The 18304-nt window shown below is 56.9% G+C and carries 18 protein-coding genes and 1 pseudogene; 5 read left to right on the top strand and 14 right to left on the bottom strand.

Going from position 1 to position 18304, the window contains the following annotated elements; genetic code table 11:
* Positions 1–5 precede the first annotated feature (5 nt).
* The 9 genes from JYB85_RS04875 to glyA form a co-directional block, all read right to left on the bottom strand.
* Positions 6–500: a phosphatidylglycerophosphatase A family protein gene (locus JYB85_RS04875; RefSeq protein ID WP_207381286.1), complete on the bottom strand. Its 495-nt coding sequence runs from the start codon at positions 498–500 to the stop codon at positions 6–8.
* Positions 500–1459 carry a thiamine-phosphate kinase gene (gene thiL / locus JYB85_RS04870; protein WP_207381285.1) on the bottom strand — a complete coding sequence of 320 codons (960 nt, stop codon included), beginning with the start codon at positions 1457–1459 and terminating at the stop codon, positions 500–502. Before thiL ends, JYB85_RS04875 begins: the two co-directional genes overlap by 1 nt.
* Before the next feature lie 98 nt (positions 1460–1557).
* Positions 1558–1962: a transcription antitermination factor NusB gene (gene nusB / locus JYB85_RS04865; protein ID WP_207322276.1), complete on the bottom strand. Its 405-nt coding sequence runs from the start codon at positions 1960–1962 to the stop codon at positions 1558–1560.
* Positions 1963–1977: 15 nt separating this feature from the next.
* A complete protein-coding gene (gene ribH, locus JYB85_RS04860; RefSeq protein WP_207322275.1) occupies positions 1978–2454 on the bottom strand; it encodes a 6,7-dimethyl-8-ribityllumazine synthase in 477 nt (158 codons plus the stop codon).
* Positions 2455–2602: 148 nt separating this feature from the next.
* Positions 2603–3706, bottom strand: a complete 1104-nt coding sequence (ribBA, locus tag JYB85_RS04855) for a bifunctional 3,4-dihydroxy-2-butanone-4-phosphate synthase/GTP cyclohydrolase II (protein ID WP_207381284.1) — start codon at positions 3704–3706, stop codon at positions 2603–2605.
* Between the two features lie 123 nt (positions 3707–3829).
* Entirely contained in the window at positions 3830–4483 is a 654-nt protein-coding gene (locus JYB85_RS04850) for a riboflavin synthase (RefSeq protein ID WP_207381283.1), read from the bottom strand.
* Positions 4484–4519: 36 nt separating this feature from the next.
* A complete protein-coding gene (gene ribD, locus JYB85_RS04845; protein WP_207381282.1) occupies positions 4520–5647 on the bottom strand; it encodes a bifunctional diaminohydroxyphosphoribosylaminopyrimidine deaminase/5-amino-6-(5-phosphoribosylamino)uracil reductase RibD in 1128 nt (375 codons plus the stop codon).
* 31 nt (positions 5648–5678) lie between these two features.
* Positions 5679–6131, bottom strand: a complete 453-nt coding sequence (gene nrdR, locus JYB85_RS04840) for a transcriptional regulator NrdR (protein ID WP_207322271.1) — start codon at positions 6129–6131, stop codon at positions 5679–5681.
* A 103-nt stretch (positions 6132–6234) separates the two neighbouring features.
* Positions 6235–7488 carry a serine hydroxymethyltransferase gene (glyA, locus tag JYB85_RS04835; RefSeq protein ID WP_207322270.1) on the bottom strand — a complete coding sequence of 418 codons (1254 nt, stop codon included), beginning with the start codon at positions 7486–7488 and terminating at the stop codon, positions 6235–6237.
* 224 nt (positions 7489–7712) lie between these two features.
* Here glyA and ettA point away from each other — a divergent pair, with 224 nt between their 5' ends.
* A complete protein-coding gene (gene ettA, locus JYB85_RS04830) occupies positions 7713–9380 on the top strand; it encodes an energy-dependent translational throttle protein EttA (protein ID WP_207381281.1) in 1668 nt (555 codons plus the stop codon).
* Positions 9381–9471: 91 nt separating this feature from the next.
* On the opposite strand, the gene JYB85_RS04825 is transcribed toward ettA, so the two are convergent.
* The gene (locus JYB85_RS04825; protein WP_207381280.1) at positions 9472–10737 is read right to left on the bottom strand and encodes an HD-GYP domain-containing protein; all 1266 of its coding nucleotides are present in this window, start codon (positions 10735–10737) and stop codon (positions 9472–9474) included.
* 308 nt (positions 10738–11045) lie between these two features.
* Here JYB85_RS04825 and JYB85_RS04820 point away from each other — a divergent pair, with 308 nt between their 5' ends.
* Together JYB85_RS04820 and JYB85_RS04815 are read left to right on the top strand one after the other, a co-directional pair.
* Positions 11046–11771 (top strand): substrate-binding periplasmic protein, encoded by a 726-nt coding sequence (locus JYB85_RS04820; RefSeq protein ID WP_228730200.1) that lies wholly within the window; start codon positions 11046–11048, stop codon positions 11769–11771.
* A gap of 63 nt (positions 11772–11834) precedes the next feature.
* Entirely contained in the window at positions 11835–12272 is a 438-nt protein-coding gene (locus JYB85_RS04815) for a thioesterase family protein (protein ID WP_207322267.1), read from the top strand.
* A 16-nt stretch (positions 12273–12288) separates the two neighbouring features.
* Here the strand turns inward: JYB85_RS04815 and JYB85_RS04810 are convergent, their stop codons facing one another.
* Positions 12289–13773 (bottom strand): putative bifunctional diguanylate cyclase/phosphodiesterase, encoded by a 1485-nt coding sequence (locus JYB85_RS04810; RefSeq protein WP_207381279.1) that lies wholly within the window; start codon positions 13771–13773, stop codon positions 12289–12291.
* A gap of 53 nt (positions 13774–13826) precedes the next feature.
* Complete coding sequence (locus JYB85_RS04805; RefSeq protein ID WP_207322265.1) at positions 13827–14669, bottom strand: HDOD domain-containing protein; 843 nt, start codon at positions 14667–14669, stop codon at positions 13827–13829.
* A gap of 277 nt (positions 14670–14946) precedes the next feature.
* Here JYB85_RS04805 and trhP point away from each other — a divergent pair, with 277 nt between their 5' ends.
* Positions 14947–16338: a prephenate-dependent tRNA uridine(34) hydroxylase TrhP gene (gene trhP, locus JYB85_RS04800; RefSeq protein ID WP_207381278.1), complete on the top strand. Its 1392-nt coding sequence runs from the start codon at positions 14947–14949 to the stop codon at positions 16336–16338.
* 92 nt (positions 16339–16430) lie between these two features.
* On the opposite strand, the pseudogene tnpA reads toward trhP, so the two are convergent.
* Positions 16431–16876: pseudogene (tnpA, locus tag JYB85_RS04795) on the bottom strand (IS200/IS605 family transposase).
* A 497-nt stretch (positions 16877–17373) separates the two neighbouring features.
* Between tnpA and JYB85_RS04790 the strand changes: the two are divergent.
* On the top strand, positions 17374–17625 hold the full coding sequence (locus JYB85_RS04790; RefSeq protein ID WP_207381277.1) for a YfhL family 4Fe-4S dicluster ferredoxin: 252 nt from the start codon (positions 17374–17376) through the stop codon (positions 17623–17625).
* 57 nt (positions 17626–17682) lie between these two features.
* Here the strand turns inward: JYB85_RS04790 and ubiT are convergent, their stop codons facing one another.
* Complete coding sequence (gene ubiT / locus JYB85_RS04785) at positions 17683–18195, bottom strand: ubiquinone anaerobic biosynthesis accessory factor UbiT (protein ID WP_207381276.1); 513 nt, start codon at positions 18193–18195, stop codon at positions 17683–17685.
* Between the last annotated feature and the right edge of the window lie 109 nt (positions 18196–18304).

Genomic DNA, 18304 nt, shown 5'->3' with positions numbered 1-18304 from the left:
CGGACTCAGCCAAACCAGAAGACCAGGCCCTGCAGACAGGCCCAGGCAAAAATGCCGGCCAGCACATCGTCGGCCATGATACCGAGGCCACCGTGGACCTTGGCATCCAGCACCCGGATGGGCCAGGGCTTGAGGATATCGAACAGACGGAACAGCACAAAACCCGCCAGCAGCCAGTGCCAACCGGCGGGGGCGGCGATGAGGGTGATAAGCAAACCTGCCACTTCGTCCCAGACTATGGCGCCATGATCGTGCACCCCCATGTCGCGGGAGGCCCGATCGCAGATATAAATACCCAGCACCACGGCAACGGCTGTCGCTACCAGGTAGGCCGCCAGCGGCAACTGAGCCAGCAACAGGTACAAAGGAACGGCGGCCAGGGTGCCAAAGGTGCCCGGCGCCTTGCGGGCCAGGCCTGAGCCAAAGCCCAGGGCGAGGAAATGCCAGGGGTTTTTAAGTGACAGGCGTTTGAGCGCCTCATCTTGTGATAAAAAACGCATCAGAAATGTTCAAACCCTTTGAATTCAGGGGTAAAAGGCTCACCGTTGAGCTGCAACTTGAGGCGATTGCCGGCGTTGATCTGGCCGATGCGGACAAACTTGACCCCGGCATGGCTGAGGGCAATTTCCAGGGCGCCGCGTTGGGCTTCTGGCACGGTAAACAGCAACTCGTAATCCTCGCCGCCAGTCAGGGCATAGGCCAGGGCCCGGTCGAGGCTGACCGAGTCCTTGAGCGCCTGGGACAGGGGCAGGTTTTCCACCTCTATATTGGCACCGACGCCGGAGGCCTTGAGTATATGCCCCAGATCCGACACCAGACCATCGGACAGGTCTATGGCGCTGGAGGCCAGGCCACGCAGGGACTGGCCCGCGAGGACTCTGGGCACCGGACGGTAATGGCGCTCGATAAGGTATTCCCTGTGTTCGGGTCGGGTCTGTTCAACGCCGCGCAGCAGATCCAGTCCCAGGGCAGAGTCTCCCAGGGTACCGGTCACATAGACCCAATCGCCCACGTGGGCACCATAGCGGGTCAGCGCCTTGCCGGCCGGAACCTGGCCATGGACTGTGATGCTGAACATTTTCACCGGGCTGGCGGTGGTATCACCACCGATAAGGGCTATGCCGTAGTAGTCGGCGGCCTCGAACAGGCCTGTGCTGAATTCGCTCAGCCAGGCTTCCTCGGCTTGGGGCAGGCTCAGAGCCAGGGTCATCCAGGCGGGTTCGGCACCCATGGCCGCCAGATCCGACAGATTGACCGCCAAGGCCTTGTAACCCAGGGCACGTGCCGGCATATCGGCAAAGAAGTGTACCCCTTCCACCAGGGTATCGCAGGAGATGGCCAGTTGCTTGCCTTCGGCGGGCTGCACCAGGGCGCAGTCATCACCTATGCCATGCACCACATCGCGGCGCAAAGGGCCGCGGCCATTGAAGAATTGATCTATGAGTTGGAATTCTTTCACTGTATTCCCGCTGCCTCGGCCAGGCAGCGCCTCGGAAATCACCAGAATGGACACCCGCCGTAAATGAAAAACGGTACCCTCAGGATACCGTTTTCAGTTTACTTGCGCGCAACCAGCTTATCCAGGATGCCGTTGACGAACTTGTGACCGTCTTCGGCACCGAAGGCCTTGGCCAGCTCGATGGCTTCGTTAATCACTACCTTGTAAGGCACATCCTTGCGGAAGGTCAGCTCATAGGCCGCCAGACGCAGGATGGCTTTTTCTACCGGAGAGACATCATCGAAGTCCCTGTCCAGTTGTGGCAGTAACATTTCATCGAGTTGGGCTTTCTTGGTTGCCGTACCAGCAAACAATTCACGGAAATAAGCGATGTCGACACCGTCGATGTTTTGCTCGGTGAGGAACTCGTGTTCCACGTCCGCGACGTTGTTACCGCTCAGTTGCCATGAATAGATGGCTTGGACCGCCAGACGACGGGCCTTACGGCGCTCAGAAGGCTTCATTATTTTTCCTACTTGTTACAGCTGTGAATCGATTGCTTGCAGCACATTGACCATTTCCAGCAGACCCAGAGCAGCTTCACCGCCCTTGTTGCCTGCCTTGGTACCTGAGCGCTCAATGGCCTGCTCTATGGTATCTGTGGTCAACACACCGAAAGAAACCGGGGTATTGAATTCCAGGGAAACCTGGGCCAGACCCTTGTTGCACTCACCGGCGACGAAATCGAAGTGGGGAGTGCCGCCACGGATCACAGCACCCAGGGCTATGATGCCGTCGAACTTGCCGGAGGCGGCCACTTTCTTGGCGGCCAGCGGCAGTTCAAAGGCGCCGGGTACGCGCACAACAGTGATGTTGTCATCGCTCACCTGACCGAAACGTTTCAGGGTATCAATGGCGCCCTCAAGCAGGCTCTCAACCAGAAAACTGTTGAAACGCGATACCACGATCGCCACTTTGGCAGTTTTCGCTTCGATATTACCTTGTACTATGTGCATTATCTTACCTAGTTCAGCTAAAGCACCCGGCTCGGGGCAACCAGCCTGGGCACCTTACGGCACCCGGGCAAAAAAGTGGCGCTATCATACCACAGGCTTTTGCCCCGTTCCCTATGCAATTTGTTCGAAAACGGGATTTTTGTGTGCCTTACTCGGCCACGTACTCTGTCACTTCCAGACCGAAGCCCGACAGCGAATGATACTTCTTCGGTGAGCTCAGCAGGCGCATCTTACTGACACCCAGGTTCGCCAGAATTTGTGAGCCGACACCCACACGGCGCGAGGTACCTGCCCACTTGGCGGACGCAGGCGCCTGGCCCTTGTCCTCGGCCTCGAAGGCCTTGACCTTGGCCAGGATATCGCTGCTGTGTTCACGGTTACCCAGCAGCACCAGCACCCCACCCTCTTTGGCGATGCGCTCCATGGCCACTTCCAGCGGCCAGCTGCGCTGCTGATCACGCTCGGAGTGCAGCAGGTCGTTGAAGGTATTGGTCAGGTGCACCCGCACCAGTATATCTTCCTTGACCTCGCCTTTAACCAGGGCAAAGTGCAGCTGGTTGTCTATGGTGTCGCGGAAGGTGTGCATTTCAAACTCACCGAAACGGGTCGGCAGGCGGCACTGGGCCTCGCGCACCACTGTGGTTTCTGTGTTGTTGCGGTATTCAATCAGATCGGCAATGGTGCCTATCTTGATGCCGTGCTTTTCGGAGAAGATTTCCAGATCCGGACGACGGGCCATGGTGCCGTCTTCGTTGAGGATTTCCACTATCACCCCGGAAGGCTCAAGGCCTGCCAGGCGGGCCAGATCGCAACCGGCTTCGGTGTGACCGGCGCGGGTCAGCACGCCTCCGTCCTGGGCCATCAGCGGGAAGATATGACCGGGCTGCACCAGATCGGCGGCCTTGGCATCCTTGGCCACGGCGGCTTTGACTGTGACGGCGCGGTCATGGGCGCTGATCCCCGTGGTCACACCTTCGGCGGCCTCGATGGACACTGTAAAGTTGGTGGAGAACTGGGCATTGTTGTTGCTTACCATCAGCGGCAGGTTCAGCTGCTGGCAACGGGCCTTGGTCATGGTCTGACAGATGAGGCCACGGCCATAGGTGGCCATGAAGTTGATGGCCTCGGGGGTCACCAGCTCAGCCGCCATAATCAGGTCGCCCTCGTTTTCCCTGTCCTCATCGTCCATCAGGATAACCATTTTGCCCTGACGTATGTCCTCGATGATCTCTTCGATACTGTGTAGCGCCATTGTAAGACCTTTATTCTGTGCTAATGAATCTGTGCTGTTGAATGGGGTGAATTCTAACCGGCCCCGGGCTAAATACCAGTCCGGTGACCAAAAACCATGACGGGCGCCCACAGCGCCCGTGCCTTATCCGAGAAATCCCGAGCGCGCCAGCAGCTCCATGGTAACGCCGCCGCTGCCCTGCTCTTTGCCTGATTGCATCAGCCGCTCCAGATAGCGGGCAATCTGGTCCACTTCCAGGTTGACCCTGTCGCCGACACTCAGCTCAAGCAGGGTGGTTTCGCTGGCGGTGTGCGGCACTATGGTAAGGCGGAAGCGATTGCCGTCCACTTCGTTGACCGTCAGACTGACGCCATCGATAGTGATTGAGCCCTTGTGGGCTATATAACGCGCCAGCTCAGCCGGGGCTTCAAGCCAAAATTCGATGGCCTTGCCAAGGTTGCTGCGGGATACCACTGTGGCACGGCCATCCACGTGGCCACTGACCAGATGACCGCCGAGGCGGGTAGTTGGGGTCACGGCCTTTTCCAGGTTGACCCGGGCGCCGGGGCGATAGTCACCAAAACCGGTCAGCTTGACCGTTTCGGCAGAGACATCTGCCACATAGCCATCCTTCAGGCACTGCACCACGGTCAGGCACACGCCGTTGGTGGCTATGCTGTCGCCAAGGCGCACGTCACTGAGATCCAGCTTGCCGCTGTTGACCGTGAGGCGAATGTCATCGCCCATACGCTCCAGCCTGCTCAAGGTACCGACGGCTTCGATAATTCCGGTAAACATATACTCTGTCCTAGCTAGTGCTCTGTCCCGGGGCCTTCAGGCCGCAGCGAGTCTGAAAACAAATCGTCTGTCCTGGCCCAGGCGGCGCTCGTCCACCAAAGTCAGGGAAGGTATGGCATCCATGGTCTGAAAGTCCGGCAATTGCAGCAGATCTCGACCATGGCTGCCGAGGATCTTGGGCGCCTGATACAACACCAGCTCATCGCACAAACCCAGCTCAACAAAACTGCCGGCCAGCTTGGCACCGGCTTCCACCAGCACCAGGTTGCAGCTCTGGCCCAAATGGTTGAGCAGCGCGGCAAGATCAATGCGGCCATCGCCCGCGGGCAGCACCAGGGTGCTGACAAAATGGGGCAAGGCCTTGAGCAGCTCAGGCTCATAGGGCGTGGCAGACACCAGGATAATGGGGCTTTCGATACCAAAGAGTTTGGCCTTGGGCGAGATGCGGCAGTTGCTGTCCAGCACCACCCGCACCGGCTGAATAAGCTCGGCCTCGGCAAGACTATTACCCAAACCGCCGAGCTCAGCATGGCGAACATTAAGCGACGGGTCGTCTGCCAGCACTGTGCCTATGCCCGTGATAAGGGCGCAACTTTGGGCCCTGAGCCGCTGCACGTCGCGGCGCGCCTCCGGGCCGGTAATCCATTTGGACTCGCCGTTGGCCAGGGCCGTCTTGCCATCGAGGCTTGCGGCCAGCTTGACCCGCACATAGGGGCGTTTGCGCTCCATACGCGATAAAAATCCCGGGTTAAGGCTACGGGCATCGCCTTCCAGCAGGCCGGACTGCACCTCGATACCGGCATCCTGCAATAATTTAATGCCGCGACCGGCCACCTCGGGATTGGGATCTGTCATGGCCACCACCACCCGCTTGAGGCCGTGCTCAATCAGCGCCTTGGCGCAGGGGGGCGTGCGGCCGTAATGGCTGCATGGTTCCAGGGTGACGTAAGCGGTGGCGCCGCGGGCCTTGTCTCCCGCCTGACGCAGGGCATGGACCTCGGCGTGAGGGCCGCCGGCACGTATATGCCAGCCCTCGCCCACTATGGCGCCATCGCTATCCACTATGACGCAACCCACATTGGGGTTGGGGCGGGTGGTGTAACTGCCGCGCCGCGCCAGCATGATGGCGCGGCTCATCATTTGGGTATCGGTTGCAGACCACATAAAGCTATGCCTGTTATCTGATTTGATGAGATTAGTTCTTTTGCAGCCTGGCGATGGCCTCGCCGAACTCGGACACGTCTTCGAAGGCGCGATACACAGAAGCAAAGCGGATATAGGCCACTTTGTCGAGTTCAATCAGGCTGTCCATCATCAGGTTGCCGATCATTTCCGATGGCACTTCCCGCTCGCCGGTGGCGCGCAGGGTGGATTTAATCTTGGTCAGGGCTTCTTCTATCTGATCCATGGACACGGGGCGTTTTTCCACCGCCCGCAGCATGCCGCCGCGCAGCTTCTCTTCATCGAAGGGCTGACGACTGCCGTCACGCTTGATGACCCTTGGCATCACCAGTTCGGCACCTTCAAAGGTGGTGAAGCGCTCGTGGCACTCGGTGCACTCCCGCCGCCGCCGTACCTGATGCCCTTCCCCCACCAGCCGGGAGTCTATGACCTTGGTATCGGTTGCGTTGCAAAATGGGCAGTGCATGGGGCCTCCTGGTGCGGAAACTGGGCTAATTGGAGCATAAACGCAGCAAATAAAATGGCCGCTTGAGCAGCGGCCATGAGTGTATCCTATTCAGGTTAAAAGGTTAACCGTAAACAGGGAAACGGGCGCACAGTTCCAGCACCTGGCCTTTCACGCGCTCGATAACTGCGTCGTCTTTGGCATTGTCCAGCACGTCACAGATCCAGCCGGTCAGTTCACGGGCTTCGGCTTCCTTGAAACCACGGCGGGTGATGGCCGGAGTACCGATACGGATACCCGAGGTCACGAAAGGTGAACGTGGGTCGTTTGGCACTGAGTTCTTGTTAACTGTGATGTTGGCGCGGCCCAGGGCTGCGTCGGCTTCTTTACCGGTCAGATCGCGACCGATGAGGTCCAGCAGCATCAGGTGGTTGTCGGTACCGCCGGACACTATCTTGTAGCCGCGGGATTTGAACACTTCCACCATGGCCTTGGCGTTGGCCACAACCTGCTGTTGGTATACCTTGAATTCTGGCTCCAGGGCTTCCTTGAAGGCCACGGCTTTACCGGCGATCACGTGCATCAGAGGACCACCCTGACCACCAGGGAATACCGCAGAGTTCAGCTTCTTGTACAGCTCTTCATCGTCCGCGGCAGAGATGATCAAACCACCACGGGGACCGGCCAGGGTCTTGTGGGTAGTAGAAGTCACCACGTGGGCGTGTGGCACGGGGTTGGGGTACACACCGGCGGCAATCAGACCGGCCACGTGGGCCATGTCAACAAACAGGTAGGCGCCAATCTTGTCGGCGATTTCACGCAGCTTGGCCCAGTCAACTATGCCCGAGTAAGCGGAGAAGCCACCGATGATCATCTTGGGCTTGTGCTCCAGCGCCAGGCGCTCCAGCTCAACGTAGTCAATCTTGCCGGCTTCATCGATACCGTAAGGAATGATGTTGTACAGCTTGCCGGAGAAGTTCACCGGTGAACCGTGGGTCAGGTGGCCACCGTGGGCCAGGTTCATACCCAGTACAGTGTCACCGGGTTGCAGCAGAGTCATGTACACGGCCATGTTGGCCTGGGAGCCGGAGTGAGGCTGCACGTTGGCGAAAGTGGCACCGAACAGTTCCTTGGCACGCTCAATGGCCAGGGTTTCCACTACGTCGACATACTCACATCCACCGTAGTAACGCTTGCCGGGATAACCTTCGGCGTACTTGTTGGTCAGCTGTGAACCCTGAGCCTGCATCACGCGGGGAGAGGTGTAGTTCTCGGAGGCGATGAGTTCAATGTGCTCTTCCTGACGCAGGGTTTCATCCTGGATCGCCTGGAACAGCTCGGGATCATAGTCGGCAATATTCATGGTTTTGTTCAGCATTGGTCACTCCAGCTGGCAAATCTTATAGGTAGGGTTGCGCGGTATTCTACTCTGCAAACGGCTTCAAGCCCAGTCGGATGATGATGAAAATCCGTCTCACAGCCAATGACTGTGTTTCATGATGAAAACAGTTTCGCCGTGAAGCGATTCCCCGGCAGCCATCTGGCAGTAACAGAGGCAAATTGGTAAACTGCCGACAATTTTTTTGGATCAGAGAATCTTTCATGGCTCAGTTCGTTTACAGCATGCTCAGGGTCGGCAAGATAGTGCCGCCCAAGAAGCAAATTCTTAAAGACATTTCATTGAGTTTCTTCCCCGGCGCCAAGATTGGTGTTTTGGGTCTGAACGGCTCGGGTAAGTCCACCTTGCTGCGCATCATGGCCGGCCTGGACACGGAAATCGAGGGTGAAGCCCGCCCCATGCCGGGTCTGAAAATTGGTTACCTGCCTCAGGAGCCAAAACTGAACCCGAACCAGACGGTGCGTGAAGCCATAGAAGAAGCGGTACACGAGGCCAAGAACGCCCTCAAGCGTCTGGACGAAGTGTACGCCGCCTACGCCGATCCCGATGCCGACTTCGATGCCCTGGCACGGGAGCAAGGGGAGCTGGAAGCCATCATCCAGTCCCAGGATGCCCACAACCTGGACCATATCCTCGAGCGCGCCGCCGACGCCCTGCGTCTGCCGGATTGGGACGAGAAAATCGAGGTGCTGTCAGGTGGTGAACGCCGCCGCGTGGCCCTGTGCCGCCTGCTGCTGGAAAAGCCGGAGATGCTGCTGCTCGACGAACCCACCAACCACCTGGATGCCGAATCCGTGGCCTGGCTGGAGCACTTCCTGCAGGAATACGCCGGTACTGTGGTAGCCATTACCCACGACCGTTACTTCCTCGACAATGCCGCCGGCTGGATCCTGGAACTGGACCGCGGCGAGGGTATCCCCTGGCAGGGTAACTACTCCAGCTGGCTGGAGCAGAAAGATGCCCGTCTGAAGCAGGAGGCCGCCACCGAAAGCGCCCGTCAAAAGACCATTGCCAAGGAATTGGAGTGGGTGCGTCAGGGTGCCAAGGGCCGTCAGTCAAAGGGCAAGGCCCGTATGAACCGCTTCGAAGAGCTGAACAGCTCCGATTACCAACGCCGCAACGAGACCAACGAGCTGTTTATTCCGCCCGGGCCTCGTTTGGGTGACAAGGTGATCGAAGTTAACAACCTGACCAAGAGCTATGGCGACCGGGTACTTATCGACAACCTGTCCTTCTCTGTACCCAAGGGCGCCATAGTCGGCATTATCGGTGCCAACGGTGCCGGTAAGTCGACCCTGTTCCGCATGCTGACCGGAACAGAACAGCCCGACAGCGGCACTATAGATCTGGGTGAAACGGTACAGCTGGCGTCGGTTGAGCAGTTCCGCGACTCAATGAACGACAAGAATACCGTGTGGCAGGAAATCTCCGGCGGCCAGGACATCATGCGTATCAATAACCTGGAGATCCCGAGCCGTGCCTACGTGGGCCGCTTCAACTTCCGCGGCGCCGATCAGCAAAAGATCATCGGCACCCTGTCCGGTGGTGAGCGCAACCGTGTGCATCTGGCCAAGCTGCTGCAAGCCGGCGGCAACGTGCTGCTGCTCGACGAACCCACCAACGATCTGGACGTGGAAACCCTGCGCGCCCTGGAAGAGGCCCTGCTGGAATTCCCCGGCTGCGCCATGGTTATTTCGCACGACCGTTGGTTCCTCGACCGTATCTGTACCCATATCCTAGACTACCGCGACGAGGGTCAGGTGAACTTCTACGAAGGCAACTACACAGAGTACTCAGCCTGGCTGAAGAACACCTATGGCGCCGACGTAGTTGAACCGCACAGGCTCAAGTACAAGCGCATGACCAAGTAAGCGCTTGCTTCAAGCATAAAAAAGGAGACCCTCGGGTCTCCTTTTTTATGCCGCGTTTCGACTCAGTCAGTGGCACTGAATAGCAAGGGGTTTAACCTTCGTGTGCCAGCAGGTCGAGGATTTCCTGCATATCCAGGTTGAAGTCATCGGCACGGACACATTTGACTATCAGGTCATCGGTCACGGTCGCCAAATCTATGTCCTCTCCCACCTCGAAGCGCTTGGGGCTTATGTGATAGAAGGGTCTGACCCTGGGACGGATAGGGTCATGCGCATTGCGGCTTTCCACTATCGCCAGACGATTGGACTCCAGCTGCACCACAGCGCCCACGGGATAGACCCCCATGCACCTGATGAATTGATCCACCAACTCGGCATCCAGCTCATTATTGGCCGCCAGCGCCCGCAGTATGTTGAAGGCCTTCACCTGGGAATAGCCGTCCTTATAGCAGCGGTTGGCGGTCAGGGCGTCGAAGATGTCGCAGATGCTGATCATGCGGCCGTAGCGGCTGATTTGTTCGCTGCTGACGCCCATGGGATACCCCTTGCCATTGAGTTTCTCGTGGTGCAGGGCCGCCACCTCCAGGCTCAAGGGGCTCAGGCCCGGGGTTTTGCGCATGATGGCGATGGAGTGACTGGCGTGTGACTTCATCACCTCAAACTCCATATCGCTTAGTTTTCCGGGTTTGTTGAGTATGGCGTCGGGCACCATTATCTTGCCCACATCGTGCAGATAGGCGCCTATGGCCAGTTGCTGAATGATGTCCTTGTCCAGCTTCAGATACACGGCAAACATGGTCATCAGCACAGACACGGCCACCGAATGCTCCAGCAAATATTCGTCTTTTTTGCGGATATTAATTACGCAGGCCAGGGCATCGGGGTTGTTGAAGATCACTTCGGTGGATTCAGAGGTGATCTTGTTTACCGAGGGCATGTCCAGCGGCAAGCCGTGCTGGGCGTTATGAAACAGCCCCTTTTGGATGGCCTTGGACTCATCGAAAACCTGCTTGGCCTTGATAATTTCTTCCTTGGCCAGCCCGCGAGATCCACTCTTTCCGGCGCCCGGCACCGCTGCCGGTGCAGGCTTGGGCATCCCGACTTCCCGGGGAGCGAGCGGCTTTTTCAGCGGCGCCGCCTGGGTCTCAGTGGACGCCTGAGCGACAAGGGGCTCTGTGTCGCGGGTTTTGCTGCCATCGATTAACAGCCGCTCCACCCCCTTGCGTCTGAGGGCCTCAATAACACGTTCGCTCTCCAGCCACCCCTGGCTGCGGAGACGAAACTTGTCTTTTGGCGCGGTGATTTCAACGACGTACATGCCGACGCTGACTTCTGCAATGTTATGTTCTTTAAGCATAAATCCACATCCAATGTCACTGTTTCAGCTGGCCGTTCCTTGCCGGGCCGACAACAATCCCGAGGTTGATTGGTGCAGTATGACCTAACTGGATACGCGACTCAAACAGCCTGTGCAGCCCAACCCCACTAAACCAATATGATTTTGAGATGTCTCGTTTAAAGCAGCCATTTTTCTAACCAAAGACGGCTTAATCACTTTCACTCAATTTGCGATATGCTGCATTCAATATGCGCAATTTGTTGCTGTTGTTCCTTCTGGATGCGGGTTATTATTCGCAGCAAATGGACAGGACTACAGGGACAGTCATGCGCATCATTTTTCTCCTTCTTTTCGCTCTGCTGACCCAGGCTGTCAGCGCCAATCAAACCTCATTGCAATTGGCGGCGGAAGACAGTTGGCCTCCCTTCGCCGATGATACCGGTCGCGGCTTGTCCCATGAACTTATCAAACGTGCCTTTGCCAAAAGCGGCGTTAAGGTCGACTCCCTGGTAGTGCCCTATTCCCGAGCCCTGATGATGGCCGAAAAAGGCCAGGTGGATGGGGTGTTCAATGTGGCCCGTCAGCAAAGCACGGAAGACAGGTTTGTGTTCGGCGCAACACCCTTGTTTGTGGCCAAGGCATCCTTCTATGAATACCGCCAGCGTCCTCTGCCCGCCCGTGATAAACACTTGCTACCTGAGGGCACCATTATTGGCGTGATGGAAGGCTATGAATACGGCGACGAGTTTGCCTCCCTGAAAAACCTGCGGTTGCTGGAGGTGAGCAGTCAGCAACAGCTGATTAACCTGTTATTGTGCGGCCGCATTCAGGGGGCTGTGATGTACGATCTGGTGGCCAGCCAATACTTGAAACGCATGGGGGTGGAGGACGAGATAGTGCCGGCCTTCGCCAATCATGAGAGCAATATTTATCTGGCTTTCTCCCGCAGTTTACCCGCTGCTGCAGAGTTGGCCGCCAGTCTGGATGCGGGTTTGGCCGAGTTGATGCGCGACGGCGAATACCAGCAGTTGCTCACCGAATTGGCGCAGTAAGCAAGGCTTGGACTCTGTGGTACACTGGGCACCGATTTTATCTCCCAGCCTAGAAGCCAAGCCTTGAGTCAGAAAGCCGATTTCAGTCAGTGCCGCAGTTTCAGTTTCCCGGTACAGATCTACTATGAAGACACGGATTTTTCCGGTGTCGTCTACCATGCCAATTTTATCAAATACTTCGAACGCGCCCGCGAACAGGTGATTGGTGCAGATACCTTAAAGCAGTTATGGCACCAACAGGGGCTGGGCTTTGCGGTATACCGCTGTGACATGCTGTGCCACGATGGGGTCGAATTTGCCGAGGTTGTCGAGGTCCGTACCCGCTTTATTATCGAGAGCAAGTACCGCACCCTGTGGCAGCAGGAGATTTGGCGCCCGGGAGGCCAGAAAGCGGCAGTCAGCGCCTATATAGAAATGGTATGCATGAATCAGAACCGGCAGCTGTCCCCCATGACACCCCGGATGCTGGCAAGCCTGGAGGCGCTGCAGCTGTCTGTCTGAGCAAATCTCTGAGCCTTCAAGCCTCAGCTTGCCTTGGTAACTGCAGCCGCTCGCGGGCACTTTCCAGCTCGGCGGCCTGCATGGGGGATGCGATAAGCAGGCCCTGAATTCTGTCGGCGCCCATGGCCTTGAGGGTGCGCAGCTGGTTTTGGGTCTCCACCCCTTCCACTGTTACCTCAAACCCCAGTTGTCCCGCCAACTTGATGCTGGTGTTCAGGATCTGCCTGGCGCTTTCATCGTTTTCCATGCCCTGCAAAAAGGAGCGGTCTATTTTGACCTCATCCACCGGCAGGTGTTTGAGGTAAGCCAGCGACGAGTGGCCGGTACCAAAATCATCTATGGCCACCTTGATCCCCAAGGCGCGCAGCCGCATGAGCATGGCACCGGCCTGGTGCAGATTGTTCATCAGGCTGCCCTCGGTAATTTCCAGTGCCAGCGCCTCCCCCGGCAAATCATAGTGCGCCAGACGGTCCTGTACTTCCTCCACCAGGGCAAGGTTCTCCAAATCACCGGCGGACAGATTGACCGCCACCCGAACCCTTAAGCCTTCGACATACCAACGCTGTTGCTGTGCCAAAGCCTGCTCCAAGGCCCAATGGCTGACCAGGCCTATGGCACCGGCATATTCGGCCAAAGGAATAAACTCTGCCGGTGACAGCCTCCCCAACTCGGGATGATCCCAACGAATAAGCGCCTCCAACTGATCGCACCCCTGGGCCTTGATGGAAAACTTGGGCTGATACACCAGATACAGTTGGCCACTTTTGAGCGCCTTGGGCAGGCTGTTGATTATCTTGAGTTCCCTGAGCTGGGCCACATCATCGCCTTCGGCGTAGCAAGCCAGGCCATCCTGAGCCCTTCTGGCCTTCTTCAGCGCCAAATCCAGGCGTCTGAGCATCTGGCTGATATCGGTGTGGAAGCGCTCGAGATCCAAAGCCCCCAAATGCAGTTTTAGGCTGACCAGGGTGTCCTGGATTTTAAAAGGTACCTGCAACCGCCCTTTGAGTCCATTGAGAGCGGACTCATCCATGGGCTCATCAAACAGCAGCAAAAACTCGTCGCCATCGAGACGGGCGATAAACCTGGGGCTGTGATGCAACTGTTTCAAACGCTCGGCAAAGGCCACCAACAACTGATCGCCAAAGGCGAAACCAAACAAGTCGTTGATAAAGCGGAATCTGTGCACATCCAGCAGCACAAATGCCCCGGCAGTCAGTGGCATCAGCGGCACCATGGCCCGCTTGAATCCCACCCGATTGGGCAGTCCGGTCAAGCGGTCACGGCCATTGTTGGCCGGCAACTGCTCCAACAGTTCCTGCAGGGCACGACTCAAAGGTTCAAACACGGGGGGAATGTTATTTAAGATCAGCGGTGTGCGCTGTTGGCTCTGTTGCAAAAGGGCCTGGGTAAGCTGCTGTAAAAATTGCGTTTGGTTACGGGCGCTGCGCCACCACAGGCCACAGACCAGAAACAAGACCAACAGGAGCAACAGGTACAACATAGGCCCCTCCGGGAACGCAACCCCGGTGCACGGCACCGGGTAGTCAGTGTGTATTACTCGTAACTGGCCTTGATGGAGTGGAAACTGTCGAGGAAGGCTTCACCGGCGAGATCGTCCGGCGTCACCGGCAGGCCCCGCTGGGCAAACACATCCAGGCGCTCCTCCAGCTCATGGCCGGCCCTGAGCTCGCCCACATAGAAGGCCGCAGCACGAATAAAGTCGAGATAGGTGACGTGCTCGGGCAGATAGTGCAGATCCGCCCAGCGCTCCACCACTTCCGTCACTTCCGGGGCAAAGTCCCAGCTCTTGAGTACGGCCCGGCCCAGAGGCCCCTGCATCTTGCGCACCAGCGCCCGCAGTTGCTCTATGCTGTTGAACAGGTGTGGATGGGCCTCGGCCTCGGTCAACACCGGCAGGGCACCGATATTGTGCACCAAACCCGCCAGGGTCAGAGTGTCGTAGTTCAAACCACTGCCGGGGTGCTTTTTATTGTAAATCAGCAGCATGGCACAGGCGGCAGCGGTCACGTCAATAGAGGTGCGCCACACTTCGTCCATCACTTCCCACACCATTTCGTTGGTGGAAATAAACAGCTGCTCCATGGCCACTGAGGTGGCGATGGACTTAATCTGGGTCAAACCGATACGGGTCACGGCGTTGTTGATGTTTTCCGCCTTGACGCCACGACTGTAGAGGGCGCTGTTGGCCACCTTGATGATACGGGCCGACATGGCCGCATCCTGACCTATGATTTCGGCCACCTGTTTCAGGCTGGAATCGGCTCTGCCGACCACCTCTTGCACCCGCATGGCGACCTCGGGCAAGGTGGGCAGTACCAGGGCGTCGTCCTTGAGCTTTTTCAAAAGACTGACCAAAAGCAGATGTTCGCTTGACATCTTTACTCCCAAATCTGTTCCGTGAATATTGTTATATAGCGATGAGTATATCAGCCCCCACTGACAGAGACGGTTTAAAAATCCACCGACCGGGGGCGTTGCTCAAGATATCCGACCATCATAGAGCAAAGACCATGAGTTCACAGAGATTTTAATCAAATCGACCGATATTCTCCAGCCCGGCCGGCGCCGGCTTATTTGCATAACCCCAGTTTCCTTGGGTAAAATACCGCCCCCGCGCACCGCGTCCACCCTTAAAGCCTTATCGGGAATCTTTATGTTTAAACCTGAGCTCTTGTCCCCCGCCGGAACCCTGAAGAACATGCGTTACGCCTTTGCCTATGGCGCCGATGCCGTGTATGCGGGTCAGCCCAGATACAGCCTGAGGGTGCGCAATAACGATTTCAAACTGGAAAACCTCAAAACCGGTATCGAAGAGGCCCATGCACTTGGCAAGAAACTCTATGTGGTCAGCAACATAGCACCGCACAACGCCAAGCTGAAGACCTATATCGACGACATGGCGCCCGTGGTGGCCATGCAGCCTGACGCCCTTATCATGTCCGATCCCGGCCTTATCATGATGGTGCGCGAAGCCTTCCCCGAGCAGGTGGTGCACTTGTCGGTGCAGGCCAACGCCATCAACTGGGCCTCGGTCAAGTTCTGGCAGACCCAGGGGATCAAGCGGGTGATCCTGTCCCGGGAACTGTCGCTGGATGAAATCGAAGAGATCCGTCAGCGCTGCCCCGACATAGAGCTGGAAGTGTTTGTCCACGGTGCCCTGTGCATGGCCTACTCCGGCCGCTGCCTGCTGTCCGGTTACATCAACAAGCGTGATCCCAACCAGGGCACCTGTACCAACGCCTGCCGCTGGAAATACGATGCCCACGAGGCCACGGAAAACGACGCCGGTGACGTGGTAGCCATTCACACCCCGGAAAGCGCCGTGCAGCTTGAAACCCCAACCCTGGGTCAGGGCCCGGCCACAGACAAAATTTTCCTGCTGCAGGAAGGTAACCGCCCCGGCGAATACATGCCCGCCTTCGAGGACGAGCATGGCACCTACATAATGAACTCCAAGGATCTGCGTGCCATCCAGCACGTGGAACGTCTGGCGCGCATCGGGGTGGACTCGCTCAAGATTGAAGGTCGCACCAAGTCTTTCTACTACGTGGCCCGCACCGCCCAACTGTATCGTCAGGCCATAGACGATGCCGCCTCAGGTCGCGGCTTCGATCGCAGCCTGATGACCCGCCTAGAAGGCCTGGCACACCGCGGCTATACCGAAGGCTTCCTGCGTCGCCACGTGCACGATGAATACCAGAACTACGACTATGGCTACTCGGTCAGCGACAGCCAGCAGTTTGTCGGCGAATTCACCGGTAAGCGCAATGGCGAAGGCATGGCGGAAATCGAGGTGAAGAACAAATTCAGCGTCGGTGACAGCGTAGAGCTGATGACACCCCAGGGCAACATCAGCCTCACCATAGACACACTGCAAAACCGCAAGGGTGAAGCCGTCGAAGCTGGCCTCGGCTCGGGTCATACAGTGTATCTGCCGGTGCCTGCAGAAGTGGAGATCGAAAAAGCGATACTGCTGCGCAATCTGGAGCTGGGTCAGGATACCCGCAATCCACACGATGCCCAGACCGTATCCCAAGCCGATTAAGGCGTAATGCACTGAATAACATAAGCCCTGAGTAAAAATCCACCTGCATAGCAGGTGGCTTTGACACAGCCCCCTAAAAGGGGGCTTAAAAACTAACCTTCCAACCCTAACGCTATTTGCCGTTTCTCTTCTTCTTTGGCTGTCTTTTCCTGGTGCCGTACATATCTACGGATTATGTCTTCGTTTGCTCCTACTGAGTCCACAAAATAACCCCGTTGCCAGAAGTGATTCCCCCAGAGCTTGTGCTTTCTTAAATAAGGAAATTTGGCAAACATCCTGATCGCGGTTCTCCCTTTAACAAAACCCATTAAATCCGACACGCTTAGACTGGGTGGGGTTCTGACTACTAGATGGACATGATCTTCCTGAACATTTAGTTCCACGACTCTGCATTTCTCATGTTGCAGTAAACATAGATACTTCGATAAAGCTCTCTGCCGAGATTACCTTTCAGGATTTTGTACCTGTACTTGGGTGTCCAAACGAGGTGATACTGACAACGATAGAATACGTGAGACGCGGATTCATATCTGCTCATGCTACTTACTCCTTGATTTGCTGGTAACAAACCGAGGGAGTATTTAGCATGGGCATTCTCCGGGCAAAGCCCCACCAGAACGATCACCACCTCCATAGGAGGTGGTTTTAGGGTGACAATAAAAAAGGCCCTGCAATGCAGGGCCTTTGTATTTGGACTGAGTAACAGATTCTGGCGTTTTGAATGTTCATCGTTTCTTCACGGGCCTGAGTGCCTGGCCAGAGAAGGTGCAACGCACCGTCGAAGACTATTTTTAAGAAGGCTATAAAGAGCTCTTTCGAAGTGAGCCTCTATCGGGTCGCACCATTACAAACAGAGGAACTTAAAGCCGTTCCAGGCTCTCTCTGCCGGGTTTTAACGGCCCGAAACTGGCCATAGCGTCAGCACCGATACAGACTAGGGATTAGTGCTTTGGCCGTGGTACAATCCGCGGGTTTTAGTGACCCCCGTATGCCTTGAATGCCAATGGCCGGGAAAAGTAGTATCCGAGGAAGTGAATGGCCCTGATTATCGACGACAGCTGTATCAACTGCGATATGTGCGAACCCGAGTGTCCCAACCAGGCCATCAGCATGGGAAGCGAAATCTATGAAATCGATCCCGAACGCTGCACCGAGTGCGTCGGCCATTATGACAAACCCACCTGTGTCTCGGTCTGCCCCATCAACTGCATAGACCCGGATCCGGCCCATCCCGAGGGCCAGGATGAGCTGCTGGTCAAATATGCCCGCCTGACGGGCAAGCTGTAAGGCTCAAGCCAGACAGCTCAGTCTTTGCCCCAGAGGGCCAATCCAAGCGGAATTGCCTTAATGCTGGCCGGCCAGCTCGGGCTCGCGGCTGTGCATGACCAGGGTCGCCAGCTTATCCAGCGCCAGACGCACCGGTCCGGGTAAGGAATCAAACTCGACCCCGAGCAACAGGTTTTTCACTTCCAGTCCCAGCTCGGTATCCCCTTCAATGGCCAATTTACGCTGGAAAAACAGGGTATCGGGATCTTCCTTGGCGGCAGCAATCAGCAGCAGCTCTGGGGAGGCGGCGCTGAAGCGTACCGAGGTTTCGCCGCGGGGACGCACCCGCCACTGGCCCTGAAAGCTGACATCGAATTCCAGTCCCAGGTCGAGGACGCTGATCCCAACCCAATGATCCTGCAAAAAATCTAGCTCGCCGCCGCGGGCATAGTCGCGGAACAAGTATTCCAGCACCGGCCGGATCAGGTTGGCCTTGAGCACAAAGGGCACATGGCCCAGGGGACGCTTGAGGATACCCGGCGCCCGGTTAACCAGGGTAGCAGGTAACTGGCTGGTCCATTTCAACGACATAAACTCCTCACTCGCAACAGGGGTAATGAAATGGCTCACAGTGTAGCGGCATTTTTTGATCCCAAACCTGTTTTATATCAATTCCGGCGCATTCAATTCCCGCTACACT

It is taken from the genome of Shewanella sedimentimangrovi, assembly GCF_017354965.1.
Lineage (GTDB): Bacteria > Pseudomonadota > Gammaproteobacteria > Enterobacterales > Shewanellaceae > Shewanella > Shewanella cyperi.
This window is presented reverse-complemented; position numbering and strand designations above follow the sequence as displayed.